25 protein-coding genes and 1 pseudogene are annotated in these 24,605 nt (G+C 32.6%); 9 read left to right on the top strand and 17 right to left on the bottom strand.

Going from position 1 to position 24,605, the window contains the following annotated elements:
- Window positions 1-36: 36 nt before the first annotated feature.
- Complete coding sequence (locus AC2A1D_RS03970; RefSeq protein WP_484042364.1) at window positions 37-1,080, top strand: DUF5074 domain-containing protein; 1,044 nt, start codon at window positions 37-39, stop codon at window positions 1,078-1,080.
- 73 nt (window positions 1,081-1,153) lie between these two features.
- On the opposite strand, the gene AC2A1D_RS03965 is transcribed toward AC2A1D_RS03970, so the two are convergent.
- The 3 genes from AC2A1D_RS03965 to AC2A1D_RS03955 all read right to left on the bottom strand — a co-directional run bounded on the left by AC2A1D_RS03965 (window position 1,154) and on the right by AC2A1D_RS03955 (window position 6,119).
- The gene (locus AC2A1D_RS03965) at window positions 1,154-3,511 is read right to left on the bottom strand and encodes a hypothetical protein (RefSeq protein WP_484042363.1); all 2,358 of its coding nucleotides are present in this window, start codon (window positions 3,509-3,511) and stop codon (window positions 1,154-1,156) included.
- Window positions 3,471-4,508, bottom strand: coding sequence for a hypothetical protein (locus tag AC2A1D_RS03960; protein WP_484042362.1), 1,038 nt, complete (start codon window positions 4,506-4,508; stop codon window positions 3,471-3,473). Before AC2A1D_RS03960 ends, AC2A1D_RS03965 begins: the two co-directional genes overlap by 41 nt.
- 189 nt (window positions 4,509-4,697) lie before the next feature.
- Window positions 4,698-6,119: a CCA tRNA nucleotidyltransferase gene (locus AC2A1D_RS03955; protein WP_484042361.1), complete on the bottom strand. Its 1,422-nt coding sequence runs from the start codon at window positions 6,117-6,119 to the stop codon at window positions 4,698-4,700.
- 136 nt (window positions 6,120-6,255) lie between these two features.
- Here AC2A1D_RS03955 and AC2A1D_RS03950 point away from each other — a divergent pair, with 136 nt between their 5' ends.
- Window positions 6,256-7,227, top strand: coding sequence for a hypothetical protein (locus AC2A1D_RS03950; protein WP_484042360.1), 972 nt, complete (start codon window positions 6,256-6,258; stop codon window positions 7,225-7,227).
- Between the two features lie 31 nt (window positions 7,228-7,258).
- Here AC2A1D_RS03950 and AC2A1D_RS03945 read toward each other — a convergent pair whose 3' ends face one another.
- From AC2A1D_RS03945 to gldB, 9 genes and pseudogenes are all read right to left on the bottom strand, one after another.
- Complete coding sequence (locus AC2A1D_RS03945) at window positions 7,259-7,813, bottom strand: L-threonylcarbamoyladenylate synthase (RefSeq protein ID WP_484042852.1); 555 nt, start codon at window positions 7,811-7,813, stop codon at window positions 7,259-7,261.
- 60 nt (window positions 7,814-7,873) lie between these two features.
- A pseudogene (gene tnpA, locus AC2A1D_RS03940) lies at window positions 7,874-8,291 on the bottom strand (IS200/IS605 family transposase).
- A 258-nt stretch (window positions 8,292-8,549) separates the two neighbouring features.
- Window positions 8,550-8,801, bottom strand: a complete 252-nt coding sequence (locus tag AC2A1D_RS03935; protein ID WP_484042359.1) for a hypothetical protein — start codon at window positions 8,799-8,801, stop codon at window positions 8,550-8,552.
- 56 nt (window positions 8,802-8,857) lie between these two features.
- A complete protein-coding gene (locus tag AC2A1D_RS03930) occupies window positions 8,858-9,361 on the bottom strand; it encodes a DinB family protein (protein WP_484042358.1) in 504 nt (167 codons plus the stop codon).
- An 83-nt stretch (window positions 9,362-9,444) separates the two neighbouring features.
- Window positions 9,445-9,885 (bottom strand): GNAT family N-acetyltransferase, encoded by a 441-nt coding sequence (locus AC2A1D_RS03925; RefSeq protein WP_484042357.1) that lies wholly within the window; start codon window positions 9,883-9,885, stop codon window positions 9,445-9,447.
- A gap of 59 nt (window positions 9,886-9,944) precedes the next feature.
- Window positions 9,945-10,427, bottom strand: a complete 483-nt coding sequence (locus AC2A1D_RS03920) for a nuclear transport factor 2 family protein (RefSeq protein ID WP_484042356.1) — start codon at window positions 10,425-10,427, stop codon at window positions 9,945-9,947.
- Between the two features lie 96 nt (window positions 10,428-10,523).
- Entirely contained in the window at window positions 10,524-11,675 is a 1,152-nt protein-coding gene (locus tag AC2A1D_RS03915) for a cystathionine gamma-synthase (protein WP_484042851.1), read from the bottom strand.
- 36 nt (window positions 11,676-11,711) lie between these two features.
- Window positions 11,712-12,038: a gliding motility protein GldC gene (gldC, locus tag AC2A1D_RS03910; protein WP_484042355.1), complete on the bottom strand. Its 327-nt coding sequence runs from the start codon at window positions 12,036-12,038 to the stop codon at window positions 11,712-11,714.
- An 83-nt stretch (window positions 12,039-12,121) separates the two neighbouring features.
- On the bottom strand, window positions 12,122-13,108 hold the full coding sequence (gene gldB / locus AC2A1D_RS03905; protein WP_484042354.1) for a gliding motility lipoprotein GldB: 987 nt from the start codon (window positions 13,106-13,108) through the stop codon (window positions 12,122-12,124).
- A gap of 72 nt (window positions 13,109-13,180) precedes the next feature.
- Between gldB and AC2A1D_RS03900 the strand changes: the two genes are divergently transcribed.
- The 5 genes from AC2A1D_RS03900 to AC2A1D_RS03880 all read left to right on the top strand — a co-directional run bounded on the left by AC2A1D_RS03900 (window position 13,181) and on the right by AC2A1D_RS03880 (window position 16,137).
- Window positions 13,181-13,759 carry a GNAT family N-acetyltransferase gene (locus AC2A1D_RS03900; protein WP_484042353.1) on the top strand — a complete coding sequence of 193 codons (579 nt, stop codon included), beginning with the start codon at window positions 13,181-13,183 and terminating at the stop codon, window positions 13,757-13,759.
- A gap of 11 nt (window positions 13,760-13,770) precedes the next feature.
- A complete protein-coding gene (nadE, locus tag AC2A1D_RS03895) occupies window positions 13,771-14,562 on the top strand; it encodes an NAD(+) synthase (protein WP_484042352.1) in 792 nt (263 codons plus the stop codon).
- Window positions 14,563-14,648: 86 nt separating this feature from the next.
- The gene (locus AC2A1D_RS03890) at window positions 14,649-15,155 is read left to right on the top strand and encodes a ribonuclease domain-containing protein (protein ID WP_484042351.1); all 507 of its coding nucleotides are present in this window, start codon (window positions 14,649-14,651) and stop codon (window positions 15,153-15,155) included.
- Window positions 15,156-15,186: 31 nt separating this feature from the next.
- On the top strand, window positions 15,187-15,741 hold the full coding sequence (locus AC2A1D_RS03885; RefSeq protein ID WP_484042350.1) for a matrixin family metalloprotease: 555 nt from the start codon (window positions 15,187-15,189) through the stop codon (window positions 15,739-15,741).
- A gap of 84 nt (window positions 15,742-15,825) precedes the next feature.
- Window positions 15,826-16,137: a barstar family protein gene (locus AC2A1D_RS03880; RefSeq protein WP_484042349.1), complete on the top strand. Its 312-nt coding sequence runs from the start codon at window positions 15,826-15,828 to the stop codon at window positions 16,135-16,137.
- Window positions 16,138-16,248: 111 nt separating this feature from the next.
- On the opposite strand, the gene pafA is transcribed toward AC2A1D_RS03880, so the two are convergent.
- The gene (gene pafA / locus AC2A1D_RS03875; protein WP_484042348.1) at window positions 16,249-17,898 is read right to left on the bottom strand and encodes an alkaline phosphatase PafA; all 1,650 of its coding nucleotides are present in this window, start codon (window positions 17,896-17,898) and stop codon (window positions 16,249-16,251) included.
- Between the two features lie 143 nt (window positions 17,899-18,041).
- Here pafA and AC2A1D_RS03870 point away from each other — a divergent pair, with 143 nt between their 5' ends.
- Together AC2A1D_RS03870 and AC2A1D_RS03865 are read left to right on the top strand one after the other, a co-directional pair.
- Window positions 18,042-19,112 carry a tetratricopeptide repeat protein gene (locus AC2A1D_RS03870; protein ID WP_484042347.1) on the top strand — a complete coding sequence of 357 codons (1,071 nt, stop codon included), beginning with the start codon at window positions 18,042-18,044 and terminating at the stop codon, window positions 19,110-19,112.
- A 123-nt stretch (window positions 19,113-19,235) separates the two neighbouring features.
- Entirely contained in the window at window positions 19,236-20,612 is a 1,377-nt protein-coding gene (locus AC2A1D_RS03865; protein ID WP_484042346.1) for a glycine-rich domain-containing protein, read from the top strand.
- A gap of 54 nt (window positions 20,613-20,666) precedes the next feature.
- Here AC2A1D_RS03865 and AC2A1D_RS03860 read toward each other — a convergent pair whose 3' ends face one another.
- From AC2A1D_RS03860 to AC2A1D_RS03845, 4 genes are all read right to left on the bottom strand, one after another.
- Window positions 20,667-21,935, bottom strand: coding sequence for a peroxiredoxin family protein (locus AC2A1D_RS03860; protein WP_484042345.1), 1,269 nt, complete (start codon window positions 21,933-21,935; stop codon window positions 20,667-20,669).
- 90 nt (window positions 21,936-22,025) lie between these two features.
- Complete coding sequence (locus AC2A1D_RS03855) at window positions 22,026-22,892, bottom strand: helix-turn-helix domain-containing protein (protein WP_484042344.1); 867 nt, start codon at window positions 22,890-22,892, stop codon at window positions 22,026-22,028.
- Window positions 22,893-23,014: 122 nt separating this feature from the next.
- Window positions 23,015-23,941 carry a malate dehydrogenase gene (locus tag AC2A1D_RS03850; protein ID WP_484042343.1) on the bottom strand — a complete coding sequence of 309 codons (927 nt, stop codon included), beginning with the start codon at window positions 23,939-23,941 and terminating at the stop codon, window positions 23,015-23,017.
- Window positions 23,942-24,042: 101 nt separating this feature from the next.
- Complete coding sequence (locus AC2A1D_RS03845; RefSeq protein ID WP_484042342.1) at window positions 24,043-24,594, bottom strand: biliverdin-producing heme oxygenase; 552 nt, start codon at window positions 24,592-24,594, stop codon at window positions 24,043-24,045.
- Window positions 24,595-24,605 lie beyond the last annotated feature (11 nt).

Here is a 24,605-nt window from a genome sequence, read left to right as displayed (position 1 = left end):
TCTATAAAACCTTTTAAAAACAATAAAAATCTATTTATGAAATTCAACAAACTGTTTCAGCTTTTATTGGCTGCAATTCTTGTCATCAACATTTCTTGTAGCGATGATGAATTCGTACTTCCTTCAAGAGGAAATTACGAAAATGGGTACTTCATTACCAACGAAGGAAACTTTAATACTCCTACAGCAAGTGTTACGTTTGTTTCTAAAGATTTGAACTATTCTGAAAAAGACATTTTCAAAACTGTGAACAACGAAAATCTTGGTGATGTACTTCAAACTATTGTCTTTAGTGATGACAGAGCATTTTTGCTTTTAAACAACTCCAATAAAATCACTGTTGTAAACCGCTATACTTTCAAGAAAATGGGAGAAATTACGGCTCAACTAAATAGCCCAAGATACATGACGATTAGCAACGGCTACCTTTATGTTTCTAACGACCAATGGGGTGGTGAAAAATTTGTAAATATTTACAAAACTTCAGACCTTTCTTTCGTAAAGAAAATATCTTTCGCATCAACCTCTACTGTTGAAAGAATGGTTGAAGCTGGAGGAATTGTTTTTGTACAAAATGCATCTTCTGGTTTTGGAAATACGTTTACAAGAATCAATACAACCAGCAACGATATTATTAATACAGTTACTCTTCCAAACGGACAAATTGAAAAAACTGTAAGCTATAACGGAAATGTATATGCAATCGCAGACGGAAGCACAGACTCTTATATCTATGAAATTTCTGCAGCTGGAGCAATTACTAAAACAACGACTATTGCAGGGATAAACAACGCAAGAAACCTAGAAATTGAAGGTGGAAAATACTACTATTCTTCTGCTAACAAAATTTATTCTATGGATATGTCTGCAAACACTGCTCCCACTACTCCATTAATCAATTTTGTAGATGGTGGTACTTATTTTACACTTTATGGTTTCGCTGTAAAAGATGGGAAAATTTTCGCGTCTGATGTAAAAGGATTTACTGCGCCTTCAGAAGTAACAATCTATAACACTTCTGGTGTAGAATTGAAAAAAGTAACCGCTGGAATAGGAGCCAACGGAGCTTTTGTTAATTAATTTTTTTTTAGGATTTTAAATAGTTTCGGCGCGCCTTTGGCGCGCCGAAATTCTTTTATAGTAAAGGACTTTTTTATCTCCTAGCTTTAAAATACGACTGAAAAAAATCACAGTTACTCATTAAATCATCATATTCTTTGGGATATTCTTTTAGTAACTTTTGATAAAATTTGTTTTTAGCTAAACGAGACTCTATATAAATACTGTCTTTATAAAAATACTCATCATTTTGTTCTTCCAAAAAATCTAACCTGTTATTTTCACACCTTCCTTGCATTCTTAAGCACAATGCTTTAAACTTCTTTGTTTTTGCAAACTGAAAAGCTTTAGAATAATACATTCCTGCCAAATTTGTTGTATTAAACTCTTCATTATCTTCACGAACAGAAAAATTTCTTGAACCCAAAAAATATCTTTTCATCATCCAAACATTCCCATATTGCGACATATTGTAATAGCAATTTGCAACTAAAAAATAGTAATAATCTCGGTCTTTTTCTTTCGGATTTTCTGCTTTTTTAAGATAATCGTTCAGTTTTTCAACAATTGAGATTTTATTCAATCTAAAACTTTCTTTCTCAGAAACAAAACTTGGGGTATATTTTAATTTATTAAACGGATTTTCGTTAAAAACTGCTACATTATATACTCCAGCTCCTTCTTTCTCCCAAGGAGAATATTTTGAAGTATAATAATCTGCACCCAATTTTTTGAAGTTATCTAAAGCTAAATCAAGTTTATTTTGTCTTAAGTACTTTGTCGCCAACAAATCTAGTAAACCTTGCAACGAAGACTCTTTTAAGCTAAAATACCTTGAGAAATTATCTTTTTTATCATCCATTTTTTTAGCTTTCTCTATAAAACTAGAAAGTTGTTCTGGTGTATAAACCGCATCAATGTAGTTAAAAGCATCATAAAAATAGTCATCATACGTTTGTTTACTATTTTTCTTTGATTTGTAGTAGACAAAATTATTCTCATAATAATCATTTTCAGACCTAGGTCTATCTAAAGAAGCATATAAAAGAGCTGCATCATCTGTATTTCCGAGGTATTCAAGTTCTCTTCCTAAAGCAAAAATAAAACGCTTATTGTTTCTGTATTTTAAAATAATATTTTTCGTTTGTTGAGGAATTTCAGCTTCACCTTTTTTTTGCATTGCAATCAAGTTTAAAGCCTTTATCTGCTCTATATTTTCTCTCATTTTAGCATGAGTTGATAATTTATTTTCAAGCTGATAAATTTCTGTTAAACTTTCGTCGAATCTTCTATTCATGAACAAAAGTTCAGCTTTTGCAAATTTCCAAAATTCTGGATTTTCAACTTTGGTTACATCAACAGAATTAATAAAGCGTAAAACTTCAGCAGCATAATTTCTGTCAAATTCAGACCTTTTCAAAACTTTCGCAACAGATTTACTTTCAAAATCATCATTTATAAAGTCGCTCTCATATGAAATTGAAGAATCAAATAAAGTGTAATATGGCGTGAAAATCCAATCTTCAAGTTTATTGATTTCTCTTGCCAGCAAAAAAGACAATCCTTCGGAATGAAAGCTATAGCTGTAAATTTCTTTTAAATTATTAAGATTCTTACCAGGATTTGAAACTCCGTAAAGCGTTAAAACTTGGCTTTTTTCTTCATTACTTTTGGCTAATTCTAGAACTTTTTTTTGCGAAATTTTAGATTCAAAAAATTGCCAAGAAACAAATCGCTTTTCAGGACATTCTTCAAAAACTTTAGCAAAATAAACATTGCTTAAAGCTTTATTTTCTTCAGAAATCGCTTTAAAATACAACGCCCAAACATCAACAATATCATCCTGTTTTTCGATAGAAAATTTTTGATGATAAATATTGTTCATCATTTTAAAATCATTATTATAAAACGCCATTCGGAGCGCGAGAAAAGCGTATCTTTTTTCTAATTCTTTAGACTTAGAATTTTCAGAAAGAAATATTGCTTTAGTAATCAATTTCTTTCTGTTTACAACCACCGTATTTTCGTTTCGTTCCCAAGGGTCATCAACCCAAGTATTAAAATACTCACAGCTTTTTGCAAATTTCAAATAATTAATTGCCTCATTATCTTTCCTTTGATATAAATATTTTACAAAAGAATTATTATCATTTGCATCAATTTGAGAAGCTGTATAATGCATCAAAACCTGATGAATATCTGAAACTGAAACCTTATTACCACAATATTTCTTCCAAAGCTCTTCATTTTTACCATCAGATTGGTTGTTTTCTGGATAATACATTGTGTTTCCAAAGTTTAACGAAGAATAATAGAACGATTTATAACCTTGAAAACCAAAAAGATTAGGATTCAAAAAATGAAATCTCACATCTTCTCCGTACGGATAAAACCCGCATCCAAAAAGAAAACTATTGAGTAAAGTCGTTATAAAAATGATTAATTTCTTCATTGGTGTAATTTTTCAATTGGTTTTGGTCTAGATGAAAAAGTGAAACTGTAATTTCTTTATCTAATTTCACATTGCTTTTAATAATTGCAATAGCTTGTTCAATTTCGGATGTCTTAATCTCTTCAAATTTAATTTTATCGCCCGCTCGAAGATACGTTTCGTAATTAATAACGGTATCCTTTTGAACTTCATACCACAAAGGTTTTATAGATTTTAAAAGTGGTTTTACATCATTCACATTATACAAGACTCCTGTAAACTGATTGTTTTGATAGAGCTGCATCCAAGAATAAAGCGGCAACGCAACATCTAAATGCAAAGGATATTTTTCTTTTGTATTTAAGTAACTTTTAAGCTCATTCAAATCTAAAATTGAGTTTTTATTATCACTTTCCAAAGGATTAATTAAATTGTAGCACATCAACATTACTTTATCAACCGGCGGAACTCCCATTTTATCGGGGTATTTGTAAGGATAAAGCCTTAAAGTGCAAGAAATTTGCTTCTTTGCAATAGGTTTTAGCTTTTTTAGGAAGTAAAAATATTTATCTTTTGTTGAAGCTGTCCAATCGCAATCAATCTGAATTTCCTTGGGTTGAATTGAATCAAATTTTTCTAAAGAATATTTATTAATCAAAAAATTTACATCATCTGCTAATTTATCAAGGTCTTTCTCTGAGCTTTTCTTGAACACAATATTTTTGATGTAAATTGTGGGTATAATCTCTTCAATCACTTTTTGAGATTCATTATAAGGGGAAATTGAAAAACTTGTTTTTGCAATCGGAAAATTTCCCATTTCTTCTGTAAAATCTACCTCAAAAAATTTTACATAAAGTTTTTTTACCTCATTTTCTTTCAAAACTTCGTCTTCTTCATCGGCAAAACCATAACCTTCACTTTTCCAATAATAAAAAGCTCGCTCTACTTTTTCTACTTTGTTTTGGCAAGACCACAATAAAATACTTATGATGAAAAGTAATGTTATTTTTTTCATGTAACTTATAATTTGAGGTGGAAAATTAGATTCTGAAAAACTTTGTTTAAGATACAACATTTTACAGGCAATAAAAGTGACATGGATTAAAAAATTCACTCATAAAAACTCGCATAATTTTTTAGAAAAGGACATAAAAAAAGACAAAAGAATATAACTTCCATTGCCTTTTTTCTATTGATATTATTTTCACACCAAACTCAAACCCAACTTCTCCGCTTCTGCGATTACGAAGTTTTTGGCTTCTTCGCTGTCGTTGGCAATTTCTCCTTCGAGAATGGCTTCTTTTACTTTTTCTTTTAAAATACCAATTTCACGACCTGGTTGAAGATTAAACATCGCCATAATCTCTTCTCCGGAAATCGGGGGTTGGAAGTTTCTAACTTGGTCTTTCTCTTCCACTTCTTTAATTTTCACGGCAACATATTCAAAATTCTTTTTGAATTTCTCTTGTTTGCGCGAATTTTTTGTGGTAATATCTGCCTTACAAAGTGTGAAAAGATCTTCAAGATTTTCGCCTGCATCAAAAAGAAGTCTTCTTAAAGCCGAATCTGAAGCATCATCCGTAACCAATGCAATAGGTCGAGACGATAGTTTCACCATTTTCTGAACATATTTCATGTCACTTCCCAAAGGTAATTTTAATCTTTGGAATAGTGTTTTCACCATTTTTGAGCCTAAAAACTCATGCCCATGGAAAGTCCAGCCAGTTCCTTCAACGAAATTTTTTGTGGGAGCTTTTCCAATATCGTGAAGCAAAGCAGCCCAACGAAGCCAAAGGTTATCTGTGTTTTCAGAAATATTGTCTACCACTTCCAAAGTGTGGTAAAAATTATCTTTGTGGGTTTGTCCTTCAACTTCTTCAACACCTTTTAAATCTACCAATTCTGGAATAATAAGTTTCATTAAACCAGTTTGCTCCATTAATCTTAAACCGATTGAGGGTTTTTGAGAAAGCATAATTTTATTAAACTCAACCATAATTCTTTCCATAGAAACAATTTTGATACGTTCTGCTTCCTGTTTAATGGCGTCTAAAGATTGTTTTTCAATTTTAAAATTTAAAGTGGAGGCAAAACGTACCGCTCTCATCATTCTCAACGGGTCGTCGGAATAGGTTTGAGCTGGTTCTAAAGGCGTTCTTAAAATTTCTTTCTCTAAATCTTCAACCCCATTGAAAGGGTCGATAAGCTCTCCGAAATTGTCTTTATTTAAAGAAATCGCCATTGCATTAATGGTAAAATCTCTTCTTTTTTGATCGTCTTCAATCGTACCGCCTTCTACATCTGGTTTGCGACTGTTTTCGTTATAGCTTTCTTTTCTTGCACCTACAAATTCGAGTTCAAGGTCTTTGTAGCGAATCATTGCGGTTCCGTAGGTTTTAAAAACTGAAACTTTCATCTTCGGATCGATTTCCTTTCCTACATTTTGAGCCAATTCGATTCCGCTCTGCTCCGTGACAAAATCAATGTCCGTAGAAGCTTTCCTTTTCATCAGTAAATCTCGTACATAACCGCCAACAATGTAGACAGACTGGTTGTTTTGAGCCGCAACCTCTGAGATGATTTTGAAAAGTTTTAGATTTTTATTTTGATTTAAATTGATAGTCATTATCTAAGTGAATATTTCATTTCTTTCACTGAAAGAAATTCTCTGCAAATATAGCAAATAGATTAATTTTTTTGAGAGCACCAAGTAACTATAAATTTACTTAAATTTATATTAAACTAATACTAAACTTATAACTATGAAAAAACTAATACACATTGGTTTGCTGTGCGCATTCACAATCCTTTTTTCACAAGCAAAAAAAGTAAAATACACAGATTTTATAGATTTTACAGATTCTTCTACTGGTACATTGTACAATGTTATGATTATTACAGATGAGCATGGAACAGACGGTCGTGCAAACTCTAGTGTACGTGTTTTGTACGACCGAACGGGTAATGAGCAATTAATAGAGTTTTATTCAGACTGCTATGCTACTAAACTTAGCAATGGCAATACTAAAATCTCCTTCATTCCTAAAGAAAATCAAAAGGTGAAAATTATTAAAGGAAAAGATGTAACCTATAATCCTGATACTTTTATATACGAAATAGATTCAAAAACAAACAAAATAACGGGGCAACATTATGACGTAAGCAGCACTTCTACAAATCCTATTATTTATAAAAATTCCTCTCTTTCTACGGAAGATAGGAAAAATGAACTTGATAAATTTTATTTTAGAGCAGAACCATTGTACGACCAAATTACCGCTTTCTATGATGCCGATATTGCAGCTTCAAACAAACCTTATTTTGATGTTATAGGCTGGTTTGGCTCCGATGGAATTGCCTATCAAGCTTTTGTTATATCTTATATAAACAATAATTATTTAGATTCTACCCTAAGAATTCGCTATGAGAAAGATGGTAAAATTAACATTGTAGAATATGAAGCAAAAACCGAAATAAAAGAAAACAGCGACAGTACAATTTCAATTACAATTACCCCAAAAAGTGATCAGGTAAAAGGTATCATGGGGAGCTCTAGTTACCTGCCCGACAGTTTTTCTTATACACTTGATGCCAATGACAAATTTATTAGTGGTAAACAATCTGATCAAAATTCTTCTGCAGATATGACTCTTGTAAAAGTAGCCGTAAACCGAGAATTTGTCTTGAAATTTTATAACGAAAACGACGAGATCATTAAAAAATATTTCAAATAAAAAAACGCTACTATTGTGTAGCGTTTTTCATTTACTCTCTTAAAACTTTCACTCTTCCGTCGCTCCAGATTTTGATTACTGAAGAACCAGAATATTTCGAAACAACTTCCCTATTTTCCTCCACTGCAAAATCAACCAAACCAATTATCTCGGGAGAAATATCGGAGAACTTTAACGGACTTTTATCTCCGCTAAAATTTGCTGAAGTTGAAACCAAAGGTTTGTTAAGCTTTGTAATCAGTTTTTTGCAGAAATCATTTTTCACCAAACGAATTCCTATACTTCCATCTTCTGCCAACAGTTCTTTTGGCAATCCTCTTGGATTTTCATAAACGATGGTTACAGGTTTTTCGCTTAAATCAATGATTTCCCACGCCATTTCTGGCACATCAACCAAATCTTGAAGTCTCTTTTCAGATTCCACCAAGATAATCATAGATTTATTTTTTTCGCGTTTTTTAATGTCAAATATTTTATTGACCGCTTCTATATTGGTGGCGTCACAGCCAATTCCCCAAATTGTATCGGTTGGGTAAAGAATTGTTCCGCCAGATTTTAGTATGTTAATGATGTTTTCCATATCAATTGAGGTGGGCTTTAGCCCGCCTTCAAAATTACGTAATCATTTGGCTTTAGCCAAAAGCTATTAAAAATTATATTTTTCCATAAACTCTGAATATTCTTCGGAAAACGATTTTTTCTGATGATGTTTTTCTTGATTCTTAATATAATTTCGTACTGTTTCAATCATTGATTCCGAAATAGAAACTGCAAAATATTCCTCTTGCCAAGCAAATTTTTGTTAAATTATTTTTATTAATCCAATGAGAAGATTCACCTTTAATCAATTGAACTATTTTTTCAATATTTTGATTTGAACCCAAAGAAATCAAACAATGACAATGATCCGAATAACCATTGACCATCTCTAAAAAAACACCCTTTTCAGAAGCATTACTTTTAATATGTTTCCAAACTTTCACTCTTAATTCAGGTGTTAATAAGTAAGGAATCCTATTCTTTGTGGAAAAAACTAGATGAATATATATTTTAATAAAAGCCATTTGTGTTGTTTTCGCTAAATTTAAAAAATCATTTCTAAATTTTGGCTAAAGCCTAATGATTGCTTCATAAAAAAACGGGCTAAAGCCCGTTCCTATTCATAAAAGCTTCTCTTGTAAATTTAAACTTCAAAGCATTTAATACAATTCTTACATCCATAGAGGTGGGCTTTAGCCCGCCTTAACGATGACCTATTATGAGGCTTTAGCCAAAAAAACACTAAAATTACAACTCTAATTTTCTTTTGTTTAAAAACCGATTTAAATAGTAAAATGCAATACTAATGACAAGCGTAAAATATAATCTGGAATAAAACCACCTGTCCAACCAGAATTAGGAATTGGCGATTCAACCAAAAACTGATGATAATAAGTAAAAGGAAAACCAATTTTAATGGTACAAGGATTATCTACAAAACCTAGAGGCGGAATATTCAAATCATCAATAACCGTTATAAAAGAAATACTGAAAAACACCAAAATTGACAACAAGAAAATTTTAATATATGCCATGGAAATTTTCTATTTTAAATAGTGAGATTGCTTTGTCATTCCTCCTCGAAATGATATTACATTCCCTCCAAATACCTCTCCTTAATCACATTCAAATGATGGAAATTATGCCCAACAATCAATTTTCCGATGGTTTCTGCGGAAAGTTGGTTTCCGTTGGCGGTTCCGATATTTTGTAAGGCTTTTGAATCGGCTGTTTCCAGCAAAATTTGCGAAGATTTTCGGATGAATTGAAACTCTTCAATTAAAGATTTTAAAGTTCTTTCGTTGGCAAAACAATTTTTCGCATACAATTCTTCATCAAAACCCGGTAATTCGTTTTCGTCGCCTCTCAAAAAAGCTACAATTCTATATTGAAAAATCCTTTCTGTATCCGATAAATGCAGAAGAAGTTCCTTCAAAGTCCATTTTCCTTCAGCATAAGCAAAAAGAGATTGTTCTTCTGAAAGTTTCGAATAAACGTCAATTGTTTTTTCCGCAGAAATTTGGAGTTCTTCCATCCAATTTTCAGAAGGAATTAAATCTAAATAGCGCTGTACATATTTTTGGAATTCAGTCATATTATTTAATTTAACAATTAAACAGTTTAGCAATGTAACATTTTTTTTAAATTGGTAAACTATTACATTGCTACATTGTTATATTATGAAATTGTCCACTCATAGAAATTAACTTCATCATAAATTTCAAAGCCGCAACTTGGATATAATTGATTTCCGATGTCGTTGGATTTTCCCGTTTCTAGAAGAATTCCGCAAGCGTCGCTGGTTTTTGCCATTTCCTGAGCTTCAAAAATTAATTGTTTAGAAAAACCTTTTCCGCGAAAATTTTCGTTAACAAATAAATCGTTCAACAACCAATAACGCTTCATTCTTGTGGAAGAAAATAAAGGATACAACTGAACAAAACCTACCAATTTCCCATCATTTTCAGCAACAAAAATTTCTGAATCTTTGTTTTGAAGTCTTTCTGTTAAAAACTTTTCCGCCGCAGGAATTTCTGAATCTTTATGATAAAAAATTCTGTATTGGTCGAATAATTCAGCCAATTGTTTAACGTCTTGGATTTCGGCTTTTCTTGTCATAATTAATTAAAAAAATTTATCAAAGTTTAATCATTGAAAACTAGCTTTAACAAAGTGGATTATAAATGATGGTCGTAACTGAGAACACGTTTCATTTTCCAGTCTTTACCTTGTAAAATCCAGAGAATAGTAAATTTTGCACGACTTCCTTTATTCCATTTTCCTTGAGAAAATTCAGCAAAATCGTGTTCACCTTCCTGAATAAAACCGTACAAAACGTTGTTTTCATAAAGCGGATACACCTTCATAGAATTGGGAACCAAATCTCGCTTTACTTTATTGGGGTTTCCGCAAATATTATTTTGAATGGAAGCTTTGAAAGCGGCTTTTCCAGAAGTAATCCCACCTTTGTCGTGGTAAAACTCCAAATCGTCGCTCACGATAGCATCATAATGAGAAAGATTGCATTGGTTGAAACCGACATCAAAAATAAGGCTGTCTAATTTCTTTGCCGTTTTATACAATTCATCAGTCGTTTTCACTTGAGAAAAAACAACCTGACTTACGATAAACAATAATAAAATCTGAATTTTTCTCATCATTATTTTATTAACTACAAAGTCACAAAAGTTTTTTTAAAGCATTTTATTAAACTTAAAATTATAAAACTTTTGTGACTTTTGTTGTAAAATTCTTTATTAAGCAAAAGCTCTTTCCAAATCTGCAATCAAATCTTCTGCATCTTCGATACCAACGCTTAAACGAACCAAATCGTCTGTAATGCCTAATTCTGCACGTTTTTCTGCAGGTATTGAAGCGTGAGTCATTAATGCAGGGTGATTTGCCAAAGATTCTACTCCACCTAAAGATTCAGCTAAAGTGAACACTTTTACTCTTTCTAAAAACTTAATAGCATCTTCTTTTTTCCCTGATTTGAAGGTGAAAGATACCATTCCTCCGAAGTCTTTCATCTGAGATTTTGCCAAATCGTATTGCGGATGAGATTCTAATCCCGGATAAATTACTTTGTCTACCACTGGATGAGATTCTAAATATTTTGCAACCGCCATTCCGTTTTCAGAGTGTCTTTGAACTCTTAATGCTAATGTTTTAATTCCTCTTAAAACCAAGTAAGAATCGTGCGGACCTAAAATCCCGCCACTCGCAAACTGAATGAAGTGAAGTTTTTCTCCTAATTCAGCATCTTTTGCGATTAAAGCTCCTGCAATAACATCAGAATGACCTCCTAAATATTTTGTTGCAGAGTGCATTACGATATCTGCTCCCAAATCGATAGGTCTTTGCAAATAAGGCGTCGCAAAAGTATTGTCTACCGCTACCAAAATATTTTTCTCTTTGGCAACTTCTACAACTGCTTTAATATCAACCAATTTCATCAAAGGATTGGTTGGCGTTTCTACCCAGATTAATTTTGTATTTTCTGTAATAACATCTGCAATTTTTGAAGCATCATCAAAATTTACGAAGGTAAATTTCAACTGATATTTTTCAAAAAGTCTGGTAAACATTCTGTACGTTCCGCCATATAAATCGTCTACCGCAATTACCTCATCTCCTGGATTTAATAACTTTAAAACACAATCAATCGCCGCCAAACCAGAACCGAAAGCCAAACCTCTCGCTCCGTTTTCTATGCTTGCCAAAGAGTCTTCCAAAGCCTGTCTTGTAGGATTTGCCGCTCTAGAATACTCGTAACCAGAATGTACTCCCGGAGATTTTTGCGCGAAAGTAGACGTTAAAAATACAGGAACATTTACAGAACCTGTCGCAGACTCGTGGTGTTGCCCACCGTGTATAACTTTTGTATTGAAGTTCATTTTTTTTATAATTTGAGAATTTGAAAGTATTTAATTTTCAAATTGATTTTACATTTTTATTGCAGATTTTATCGCAAATTCTTCCGCCATTTGCTCAATCCACTGTGCTACATCGTCTTCACCTGTTGCTCTTTGGTAGGTATTTCCCATTCCTACAAAAATTTGGTGCATGAACATTTTCATTTGATCTACAGGCATTTCTTTCGTCCAAAGGTCGATTCTTAACGCTTCAGAAGCTTTGTCGTCCCAAACAGAAATCATTACTGCTTTTGTTTCTTCTTTTTCTACCCCTCCATCTTGAGCATTCCAAGTCATTACTTCCGGAATGTGATTTTCATCTAGCTCTACATCTATCGTAATCTGAGTTTTTCTCATTTCTATATTTTATTCTAATATTTTATATTTTCTCTAAATTTCGGCATCTTCCATCTCCCAACTTCCATCTTCCAACTTAAAAACTACTCTTCCAATTTCGGTTTGTAACCGGCTTCATTAAAAATTTGAGTAGCATCTTTAGTGATAAAATCAGTCAATTTTGTATCAGGTTTTTTCTTGAAATATTCCTTACAGATTTGCCATCCTGTGAAAACGCCCACCATTGGTGAAGACTCGTTATCAATCTGCGTATAAAACTTAGAAAATGGTCCCGGATTAATGAAACGCTCTGCCAAACGATGATCGTCTCCAAAAATCAAATTGCTTTCTACGAAATAATTATAAATATTCGCCTCGTTATTTTTTGCCCAATCGTATTGTTCTTTAGTATAATCCATCTTCAAATAATCAGGAGTTTCAGGCAAAAACGCATCTTGTAGCGTCATTACTTTACCGCTGTAAATCATTAAATCGATAAATTTTTGATGATCAGTAGAAAACGGAACAATCTTCTCTGCAAACATTCTCGAAATCTTTGGAACGATGTTTTCAGGGTTCATCGATTTTTGAAAATACAACTCAAGGCCTTTGTAATTCGCATTTTTATACCCCATAAAACCACTGATATCTACGAAAAGGAAATTCGTTTTTTCATCATATAAAAGCGGCTCCTGAATCATCTGCAAAGACGATGAAAACAGATAAACTGTAGGTGTTTTAAACTTCGGAAAATAATATTTAATGTGCGTAAAAAGATCGCTCAAATCTTTTTCAAGCTTTGCCTGATCTATTTTTGAAGCAACTTCTTTATAAATTTTAATTTCTGTAGCGTCGGTTCTGCGCTTCGCAAAATCTTCATCAGGAACTGTCCCCTGAAACCAAGGAAATTTAGCTTTAAACTGTTCTAACGAAACTTTTGGATCAAAAAATTCTTTTGAAATATCCGTCATAGATACTTTTTCGGCAGGATTTTTTATTTCTACTTTCCATTCGGTTTCTTTTTCTTTTTTACAAGAATTTAAACTTAAAACTAAAAGGCAGGAAACTGCTGCAATTCTAAAAATCTTCATTATTTTTACATGAAATTTAAGTGTACAAAAATAAGGATATAAATATAAACTTATGCTTAAAAAGGATTTTTTATGACAGTTAAAGTTTATGAAATCCTTTACCATTCAGACAACACAGATATGAATATTTACATTGAAACCGAAAGACTTATTCTCCGAAATTTTGTTGAAACAGATTATGAACGTCTCTTTCTTCTTGATTCTAATCCTGATGTGATGCGCTATGTAGGGCAAAAACCACTTTCAGAAAAAGAAGAATCTCGAAAAGTAGTGCAAATGATTTTGCAACAATACCAAGACAATGGCTTGGGAAGATTAGCCGTTATCGAAAAAGAAACCGGACTTCTTATCGGTTGGAGCGGCTTGAAACTTCACACTTCAGAAATTAATGGGCATCAAAATTTCTATGATCTTGGCTACAGATTTCTCCCTGAAACTTGGGGAAAAGGCTACGCTTTTGAATCGGCAAAAGCATCTTTAGATTTTGGTTTTAATGAGTTGAACGCGGAAGTAATTTATGCTCACGCTCATTCTGAAAATATCGCTTCCAATAAAATTTTAACCAAACTTGGTTTTGAAAATAAAGGCGAATTTACCGAGCCAGACGGAATTTGTTTCTGGTATGAACTTAAAAAAGAAAATTTCAAATAAAAAAATATACAATGCAAACACAAAAAGTAATTGATCATATTGTAAACTGGTTAAAAGATTACGCTCAAAAAGCAGGCGTAAAAGGCTATGTAATAGGAGTTTCTGGAGGTGTAGATTCTGGTGTAGTTTCTACCTTATGTGCAATGACAGGTTTAGAAGTTTTGGTTCTTGAAATGCCCATTAGACAAAAAGAAGATCAGGTAAACAGAGCGCAAGATCATATTGCAGATTTAAAGAAAAAATTCCCAAATGTGCAGGGAAAAACCATCAATCTAACTCCGGTTTTCGAGTCTTTTGAAGACATTGTAGAAGATCATGTGGAAGGAAGATGGAGCAACAATCTTGCTTTAGCCAACACAAGATCAAGATTCAGAATGCTTACCTTGTATTATTTTGGGCAACTTCACGGTCTTTTGGTTTGTGGAACAGGGAATAAAGTGGAAGATTTCGGTATTGGTTTTTATACTAAATATGGAGATGGTGGTGTAGATGTCTCTCCTATCGCAGATTTGTACAAAACTGAAGTTTACGAATTGGCAAGAGCTTTAAATTTAATTGAAAGCATACAAAATGCCATTCCAACAGACGGACTTTGGGATGCTGAACGTACCGATGAAGATCAAATTGGCGCAACATACCCTGAATTGGAAAAAATTCAAAAAGATTATGGCTCCAAAACAGAAGCCGATTACGAAGGAAGAGATTTAGAAGTGTTCAAAATTTTCGATAGAATGCACAAAGCTGCTCAACACAAAATGGTTCCTATTCCAATTTGCGATATTCCTGAAAACTGGAGAAACTAAATAATGTAGCAATTTATCGATCTAACAGTGTAACAATTCATTAGCAAACCTTTACATTGTTAGATTGTTATAAAAACTTTCTAATTATGGACTCAAAAAAACGCTCGCTACTTTTCGCCTGTCTCGGACTTCTGTTTGGAATGGGTATAATGTACATTTACAATAACTTTACTATTCAGAAAAAAAATATTCCGGAACATGAAGAAGCTTCTAATTATAAAGTTTCAGAAGGTAAAACCAATCAAAATTCGGTAAATATTTCTGGAAATATTGATGAACTTACGGAAGAGAATAAAGTAATTAATTATGTAAAAGAACACCATGAACTTCCGGAGTATTACATCACCAAAAGTGAAGCAAAAAAGCAAGGATGGATTCCTTCAAAAGGAAATCTTTGTGAAGTTCTTCCTGGAAGAGCCATCGGTGGAGATCATTTCAGCAACAGAGAAAAAACGCTTCCAAAAAATGCTCAATATTATGAAGCTGATGTAAACTACAATTGTGGAAACCGAAATGCAGACCGTATTGTCTTCACTAAAAATGGTGATGTTTATTTAACCAAAGACCATTACAAAACTTTTGAAGAGAAATAATTGCTTTATTGTAGTCATTCTAATGCTCTTAATGTTTTCTTGCAACGAAAGCACAAAAAAGAATACGTCTAAAGATGAAAATATTACAATTCTTATTCAGCCCTTTTCAGATATTTCTTCTGAACAAGTAGATGCTGTTGCAAGTAATATTCAAAAAGTATATCCTAAAATAAAGGTATTAGAACCGATTGATTTACCTAAAAGCACGTTTTACCAACCAAGAAATAGATACAGAGCAGATTCTTTAATTCGTTATTTAAACAAAAGAACTTCTGAAAATTTCGTTACGATTGGGCTGACTTCAAAAGATATTAGTACCACAAAAGGAAAAGTTAAGGACTTTGGAGTAATGGGTTTAGGATTTTGTCCTGGAAAAGCTTGTGTTGCATCGAATTTCAGACTTAATACAAAGAATAGCAAAGAACAATTATTCAAAGTTGCTATTCACGAATTGGGACACACACAAGGTTTGCCTCATTGTATTGAAAAAACCTGTTTTATGAGAGATGCAAAAGGTAAAAACCCAACCAACGAAGAAAAAGATTTTTGTAAAAAATGCAAAACCTTTTTACAATCTAAAAACTAGAGTTTTTATTAAATTTTTGACATCGCACAATCGTTTCTCAATGATAATAAATCTACTATCTTTGCACATCAATACTAAAAAAATATGAGCACAATATACATCGACTTTACAGATATTGGAGATTACGAAGATTTCTACACTCAGCTTAAAGAAAAAGTACAACTTCCAGAGCATTTTGGAGATAATTTGGACGCTCTTTTTGATGTAATTACAGGCGAATTGGAAATGCCTCTTCATTTAGAATTTGTTAATATGAGCGTCGATCAACTGGAGCTTTTTGAAGATCTTCTTACCACTTTAGAAGATGCGGAAGATGAAGAAGGCGATGATGGTTTCAGCTTTGCCTATTATTTGGAGCAATATGAAGACGATGATGATGAAGAAATTGATGAGTAAATAATGGTGTATTTTCCGGCGCGGCTTCGCCGCGCCGGAAAATACAAAAGATAAAAAGCGAATCGGGCGCAGCAAAGCTGCGCCCGATTCGCTTTTTATCTCCACAAAATTTTATTTCCCTAAAACTTCCGTAATCGGATTTCCTACATTTCCACTTGGAAATTGAATGTGCAGCAATGCAGAAACAGTTGGTGCAATATCGGTCATGAAATACGGTTTATTACTTTCGCCATGCTCAATTCCCCATCCCATAAAAATTAACGGGATATGAGAATCGTAAGAATTCCAAACACTGTGTGTTGTACCTGTTTTTGCGTAGGTTGGAAGCATAGAATCGTGTGAAATCAGCTGAATATCGCCACTTCTTTCTCTATTAATTCCGTTGATAATTCTTTGTTTAATTGGCTCTGGAATTGAAGATTCCTGAACTTCGGTTGTAGAAACAGCGTACAAAATCGTAGAATCTTTTTCAAGTTCTTCAATTGCGTATTCTTTAATGTCTTCAAGATTTAGTTTGTTATCGGCAATCAGTTTTCTATCAAAATAAATTTGATAATTATCGACACCGTTTATCAATTTATCAACCCCAAATTTATCTTTTAATTTTGAAGTTAAATTTTTCTCCATTCCTTCTCCGAAGAAGCCTGTCGCGATTTTATGTTCTTTCAAAAAACCTACAGAATGTGCACCTCCGTGATCCGCAGAAAGGAAAACAGTGTAATCGCCTTTCCCAACTTTAGCATCTAAATATTTAAAAAAGTTTGCCAAATCTTGGTCTAATCTTAAATACACATCCTCCACTTCGATAGAGTTTGGACCAAATTTATGACCTGCATAATCTGTAGATGCAATGTTAATCGCTAAAATATCGGTAATATTATCGCTTCCTAATTTTTCGCCTTCCACAGAAGCTTCAGCCAATTTTAAAGTTAATGTATTTCCGAAAGGTGTAGATCTGATGTTATCTTTTTTCGTTTGATAATCTGCAGCTAGATTACTGTATGGAAAAGTCGGCGTCTTTGCACTTCCTAAAAGACCTTCCCAAGCAGAATTGTCGGGCGAACTTTCGGTGTATTGATTAATCGGAAGCAAGGTATTCCATCCATTAGCAACCAATTTTGTAGGTAAATCTTGAGCATTGAAGGCTTTTAACCATTGCGGAAGATCATTCATGTAATAAGAACTCGTCACAAAATTCCCCGTAGAATCATCAAACCAATACGCTCCGCTTGGGGTATGACCTGCCGGAAGAATCGATGCTCTGTCTTTTAACGAAACTCCAACTACTTTTCCTTGAAAATTTGTCGCCAATCTCAATTCGTCGGTAACAGTTGTAGACCACAAGTTTTTGGGTGAATGACTTCCCACTTTTGCATTGGTCGTTCCGATGGGTTTTACACTTGTATCTGTTGTACAGTAGATGTTTTCACCTGTGTTTTTGTCTGTCCAATCGTTTCCGGCAATCCCATGAATCGCAGGAACAGAACCTGTATAAATCGACGTATGTCCCAAAGCTGTAACTGTAGGAACATAAGGAATATGAACGTTATTCAGAGAATACCCTGTATTTAAAAGTCTTTTAAAACCGTCGTTTCCGAATTTTTCGTAATAACGATAAAGATAATCCCACCTCATTTGATCGATTACCAAACCTACCACCAATTTGGGTCTGGCTAGTTCTGAACCATTCTTTTTCTTCTGTGCATTAAGCGTAATTACCGACATAAAAGCAAAAGCGGCAATCGAAAGTTTCTTTAACATTATATTTATCTTTTTGTGAACACAAATTTAAGGGTTTTGAAAGTTTTAGTATATGAAGTTTTATTTAAATTTTACTTAAGTAAATCATATTCTTTCAAATATTTCGTTACTTTTAGAATTACTTAAACTAATAATTATACTTCATGAAAAAATTAGCAATCTTTTGCATTACATTGTTATCAATCAATACTTTCTTTTCTCAAAATAAATTAAAATGTGAGAAAGTTTATGACGCTGTAAAACTTATAGACACCGAAAAATATGATGAAGCTATAGCCATATTACAAGATTGTGAAAAAATAGACCCTGAAGAATATACTTACCCTTATGAAATTGCTTTGGCGCACACTTACAAAAAGGATTACCAAAAAGCCATCGACCAATTATTAAAAGTAAAAAATTATAAAAATATAAAAGCAGATTGGTACCAACTTTTAGGAAATAATTATGATTACCTGGATAAACCTGAAAAAGCAATTGCGACTTATGACGAAGGTTTAAAAAAATTTCCGAATTCAGGGAAACTGTATCTTGAGAAAGGTGTAGTTTATGAATTTGAAAAGAAATATGATGATGCTATAGCTTCATACGAAAAGGGAATTAAAGTAGCTCCAATGCAGCCTTCAAATTATTATAGAGCAGCAAAAATATATCTAAGAAGCAATGACAAACTTTCAGGATTAATGTATGGTGAAATTTTCATGAATATTGAACGAACAACTTCAAGAACGAAGGAAATGAGTGAACTATTGTATGAAGGCTATAAAAATTCCTTGATTTTTGTATCACAAAATGAAAAGGAAACAAAGTTTTGCCCAGCAGTAATTGATGCTGAGAAATATGAAAAAAATAATCAGCTTCCGTTATGTGTGAACTTCGCCTTAAGTTTTACTTTGGCAATGATGAAGCATAATGAATTCAATTATAATAATCTCGTGCAGATGAGAAAAGACTTTCTCAAAGAGTATCAAAATACAAAAATTAAAAAAAATGCACCTAATGTTTTATTAAATTATTTTAAAACAATGGAGGAAAACAAAGTTTTCAACGCATACAACTATTATATCTTTCAAATTGGAAACGAAGAAGACTTCGCTGTATGGCAAAAGAGAAATCAGGAAGAATACAATCTTTTTGAACAATGGTACACAAAAACAGAGAATGAACTTAGGATAGATTCAAATAATGTTTACATTTCAGACCAAATAAAGTAAAATAAATTCTATAAAATACTCTCTAAATACAATCTCAAAAAACGCGAAAAACCAATTAATTCACATTCTGTTCATAGTAAAGTAAAGAAATGTGACTATCTTTAAATAGCAAATCATAAAGCTATGAATGCAGAACTTTGGAAAAAAATAGAACTTTTTGACCTTGATGAACAGAAAGGCGAATACGACTTTTCTACCCGTCTTGCTTCAGAAAATGAATGGTCCAAAAACTTTACCAGCAAAGCGATTTTGGAGTACAAAAAATTTATGTACCTCGCTGCAACGCAACAAAAAATGGTTTCACCATCAGAAATTGTAGATATTGTTTGGCATCAACATCTTTTATTTAGCCATTCTTATCAAAAGTTTTGTGAGATTTTAGGAAAACAAATACAGCATATTCCATCGACACATCATAAAAAAGAATTTTCAAAATTTAAAGAAGCAAAAGACGACACAGAAAAAACGTATCATGATAATTTTGGAGAACTTCCTATCGATATTTGGAAACAAAATTCTATGTATGATAGTTTGAATCTAAAAAATTCAAGCATGAATTTTAGCTTATTGAATTTCTTACTTTTGTTTTGTTGTGGGTTGCTCTACCCTTTCTTCTCAATTATTTTAAAACCGCTGTATCTAAAATTTGGAAATCCGTATTTTGTCATTTCGTATGTTTTAGCATCAGTCGCAATTTTTATAGCGCTTAAATTTTTCACAGATTTATACCTAAAGAAAACGGTAAAAAAAGCAAGTCCTGAATCTTACATTTTCAATCTAGAACCCTACGAATTAATCTATTTTAAACAACAAAACACCAATCGTATCATCAACGGAAGCATCAGCGAATTAATTGATAATAAAAGTATTTCGGTAAGTAAAAATGGAGATATTTCTTTAGAGAAAGACTATTTTGCACGCACAAAAGAACAACAAATCATTATCGATTATTTGGAAGAATATGGCTCTTCAAAATTTATTAGAGTACAGAAAAATAATCGACAAAAACCGATCTTTAAAAACACAGAAAATATTGCAAAAAAGACACTTCAAAAATTTAGAAACTCGGTAGAATTCCAAAGAGTTTTCTGTTTAAATGTATTAATTTCTGGAGTATTAGTTAATCTTGGGGTCCTTCGTATTGTTTTGGGAATACTTCGAGATAAACCTATATTTCAAATAAGTTTTGTGACTGTTTTTCTGACTCTTTTTTTGCTAATTTATCTACGGAATCTTTCCTTTAAGCCGATCACATTTTCTATTCCGAGAATTTATACCAAAGAAATTCTCCCTAAAAAACACGCAGATCTCGATTGGCAGTGGCCTTATTTTCTGGGTGGTTCAACGGTTTTAGCTACTTCAATTATTCCTTTTGTAAACAGACCTTCAACATCCGGCAATTTTGTATCCAGTTGCGGCACGTCTTCCGATTCTTCATGCGGTGGCAGTTCCTGTGGAAGCGGTTGTGGCAGTAGTTGTGGCGGATGCGGCGGAAGCTAAAATTTCGATTATTTAAATAAAGATACTACAAATAGGTTTTCAATTGCAAGAAATCTATTTAAACAGCATTTTAAACTCGTCTGTATTGTAATTTTTTAAAACCACTTTTCCTTGTTTATCAAGAAGCAGGAAGTTTGGATTTCCAAAAACACCTAAATCCGTTTGATACTTCATGTCGCTACCTTTGCTTTTTACGTTCAACCAGTTTTGAATATGATAATCTTCAACAAATTTTTTCCATTGCTTGTCCGTTTCAACATTTAAAAAAGCTACAACTTTTACGTCTTTTGAAAATTTATTTTCGGTAAAAAACTTTTGTATTTCTGGCATTTTTTCCTGACAATGAGAACATTCTGGATCAAAAAACACCAGCAAAGTATAGTCATGTTGAGGGAAAATTTCACTTAGTTTTAGATCATTATCTTTAATATCCGTAAGTTGTAAATCAGGAATTATAGAACCTGCAGGCAATTTTTCAATTTCCCTTAATTTCATGGCAGCCGATTGATACAATTTTTCATCAGCCTTCATACATTCCACCGAATTATGATACGTATTAAAAACATAATGATAAGAATCTCCCAAATTATATTTGCTTAAATATTCTAGATTCATGTAAATCCATTTGATGTAAAACAAATAATTTAAGCTTTTACAGTTTTGATTCCTCAATAAATTATCGATACTAGCTTTGTAATTTTCATTATTTACAGGCAACAATTTCACATAATTGTATAAAGAAGAATAGATATTGGGAAGAAATTTAATTCTTTTATCATTCAAATCTATGTCTGTAAAATAGTGATCTCTGTAGATTTTCAATTCATTTTCGCCAGAAGGCACGCTTAATTCTTTTAACTCAAATTTAGCATAGAGTGCAGCGGCAGAATTGGGGAAATTTTTCGGAATGACTTCCAAATATTTTTTTCGATCTTCTCTACTAACGACACTTTGAGGCAACAATAAAGCCTTATTTAAAGCATCTGTAGTTTTTATTGATCGCAGAACAGTATTATCTAAAGTAAAAACAAGATTAGAATTGTTTTCTAAATCAATGTTTACATAATTTGTTTTTTCATTTTTTTGAAAACTTAATCTATAAATTGCATTAATAATTTTCTTTTTTTGTGTGAATACAATTTTATTTTTCCCAGAAATTACTGCTGAATCTACCGCATGTGTTTTACTTAATGAACCACTGTAATAGCTTAAATAAAGCTTTTGCTCATTAATATTTTTAAGATTAATTTCTAGTTGATACCCATTTTGTGAAAACATCATTTTACTGATGAATATTAAGGCAATAAATATTGATCTTTTCATTAAAAAAATTATTTTTCTCTGTGTTTTATAAACTTCCACTTTCTGTGTTAAAAAATCTCCACTTGGGCGGAGTATTTTTATTTTGCAAAATTAAACATTTGTATCTACAAAATTCTGGCTCGATGTTTTTATTTCGCTAGGATTTTTCCCTGTATGTTTTTTAATAAAATGAGTAAAATTACCCTCATTCGAAAAACCTAGTCGATACGAAATTTCAGATATCGTCAAACCACTGTATTTCAACAGCTTAAAACATTCCGAAACCACTTTTTCGGTGATTATTTGTTTTGCGCTTTTCCCGGTAACCTGCTCTACCATTTCGGTTAGTTTGCGAGAGGTCACGTTAAGCGCTTTTGCGTAGTGCGAAACTATTTTATGTTCGTTAAAGTCTTTCTGCAGAAGAACAATAAACCTGTTTACACTTGAAATATACTCCGGATTGGCTGCCGTAATCATTTGTTTGTTATCTGCAAAAAGCATCGCATCCAAAATAAATGCTTTTACGGTATGATGTGCTGCAGAAATATAAAGAGTTTCGTTTTTGTTTAAAAACCTTACCAACCTTTCAAAAAGAAATTTTTTAATAATACTTTTATCAGTAAGAAGAGGTGCAATGAAAACTTCAGATTCATAATTAAAAAAAAGTGTGGAATTCAGAAGTAAAGAATCTAAAGAACTCTGTTCATAAAACTCACCAGAAAAAGCAATCACATAAATTTCTTTATTTTCGATATTACTAAGCAAAACTTCTCTGTGTGGCGCCATAAATAATATGCTTTCTTGCGCAATTGGAAATTCTCTCCCTTGAACATTAATATCCAACCCCTCAAAAGCAATCATAATTGTATAATATTCTTGCGTGTTGATCGTAAGTTCGCCTTTATTACGCTCAATAATTGTCTGTAAACTATTAATGCTAAATCCGTTTTTTATAAGTTCATCGCTCACTTCGTACATACCCCAATCCTAATTAATTATTATATTAAAAATAATAAAAATATTCTGAATTATCCTTAAAAAAATTCGGCGCGCCCAAAGGGCGCGCCGAAATTTTTACTCTTATTTAAGAAAAAAATATTCTAAAATCCTAAATCTCCATTTACCTCTCTTACAGCTTTTGCAGCCTCAGCAAATTTCGCTTGTTCTTCTGGCGTTAAAGAAACATTTACAATTCTTTCTACACCATTAGCTCCGATAATTGCAGGAACACCTAAACAGATATCAGACTCCCCATATTCACCATCAAGCATTAATGAGCAAGGAATCATTTTTTTCTGATCACATGCGATCGCCTGAACCATTACAGAAACCGCTGCACCTGGAGCATACCAAGCTGAAGTTCCTAGAAGTTTTGTAAGTGTTGCACCTCCTACTTTAGTTTCTTCAATTACGTAGTTTTGCTGCTCTGCGTTTAAGAATTCTGTAACAGGAACGCCATTTCTTGTTGCTTTGCTTAGTAATGGAAGCATACCTGTATCACTGTGTGCTGCAATCACCATACCATCAACATCAGAAATAGGAGCTTCTAAGGCTTCTGCCAATCTGTATTTGAATCTTGCTGAATCTAACGCACCTCCCATCCCGATAATTTTATGTTTAGGAAGACCTGAAGTTTTATGAACAAGATAAGTCATCGTATCCATTGGGTTAGAAACCACGATGATAATAACATTCGGCGAATTTTTTACTAGGTTTTGAGTAACCTCTTTTACGATACCTGCATTAATACCAATTAATTCTTCTCTTGTCATTCCTGGTTTTCTAGGAATTCCTGAAGTGATTACTGCAACATGCGAACCCGCAGTTTTGCTATAATCTCCTGTTGTACCTGTAATTTTGGTATCAAAACCGTTTAGTGATGCGGTTTGCATCAAATCCATCGCTTTTCCTTCTGCAAAACCTTCTTTAATATCTACCAAAACGACCTCTGAACAGAAGTTTTTCATTGCAATATACTCTGCGCAGCTTGCTCCTACGGCACCTGCTCCTACAACAGTTACTTTCATTGTTTGTACTTTTTTGTTTTTTGAAATTTGATTATTTTAATTACCGAAAAGATAAGTATTTTTTGGTAACCATGCGATATTCACAAAAAATATTTTTTAGACTAATTAAGATTCAGTAAAAGTTGATATAGTTTCTTCGCACCTGATAAAACCTCATCATAAGACTCTTCTTGTACTTCTGAATCTAAAATTTCTTTAAAATTCTTCCACATGGTACCTGTATTTTCGTGATAGCAGCCGAAAAAATTAAAAGTTACACCTTCAAACCCTTCCGTTTTTGAAAGTTGTTTGGCAATAACATTCCCTCCTAAAGTAGAACCTTCTATTACATACATCATTCCTAACGCTTCATTTTGAGCTGAAATATGAACTTTCTGCATTGGAAATTGATCTTCGATAGACAAACTTTTAAGATCCTTTTCGATTAAATTTAATTTTCTTCTTTCGCTAAGCTGTAGTGTTTTTGAAAATTTATCTGAAAGTTGATTAAAAATTTCATCTTCCGAATTCAATAACATGATATAATTCCGGGTAATGATTTTTTTATAATCATCTAAAGTAAAAGTACGGTCAAAAATTTTCTGAGAATTAAACAGTTTTTCAGCAGCATCGTGCAGATCTGCTGTATTTTTTTTTAAGTAATCTGAAATCATATTCTATTTTC

It is taken from the genome of Chryseobacterium sp. HNCC26DJ239 (assembly GCF_057180445.1).
Note: the sequence above shows the minus strand (reverse complement) of the source record. Positions and strands in the feature narration are given on the sequence as shown.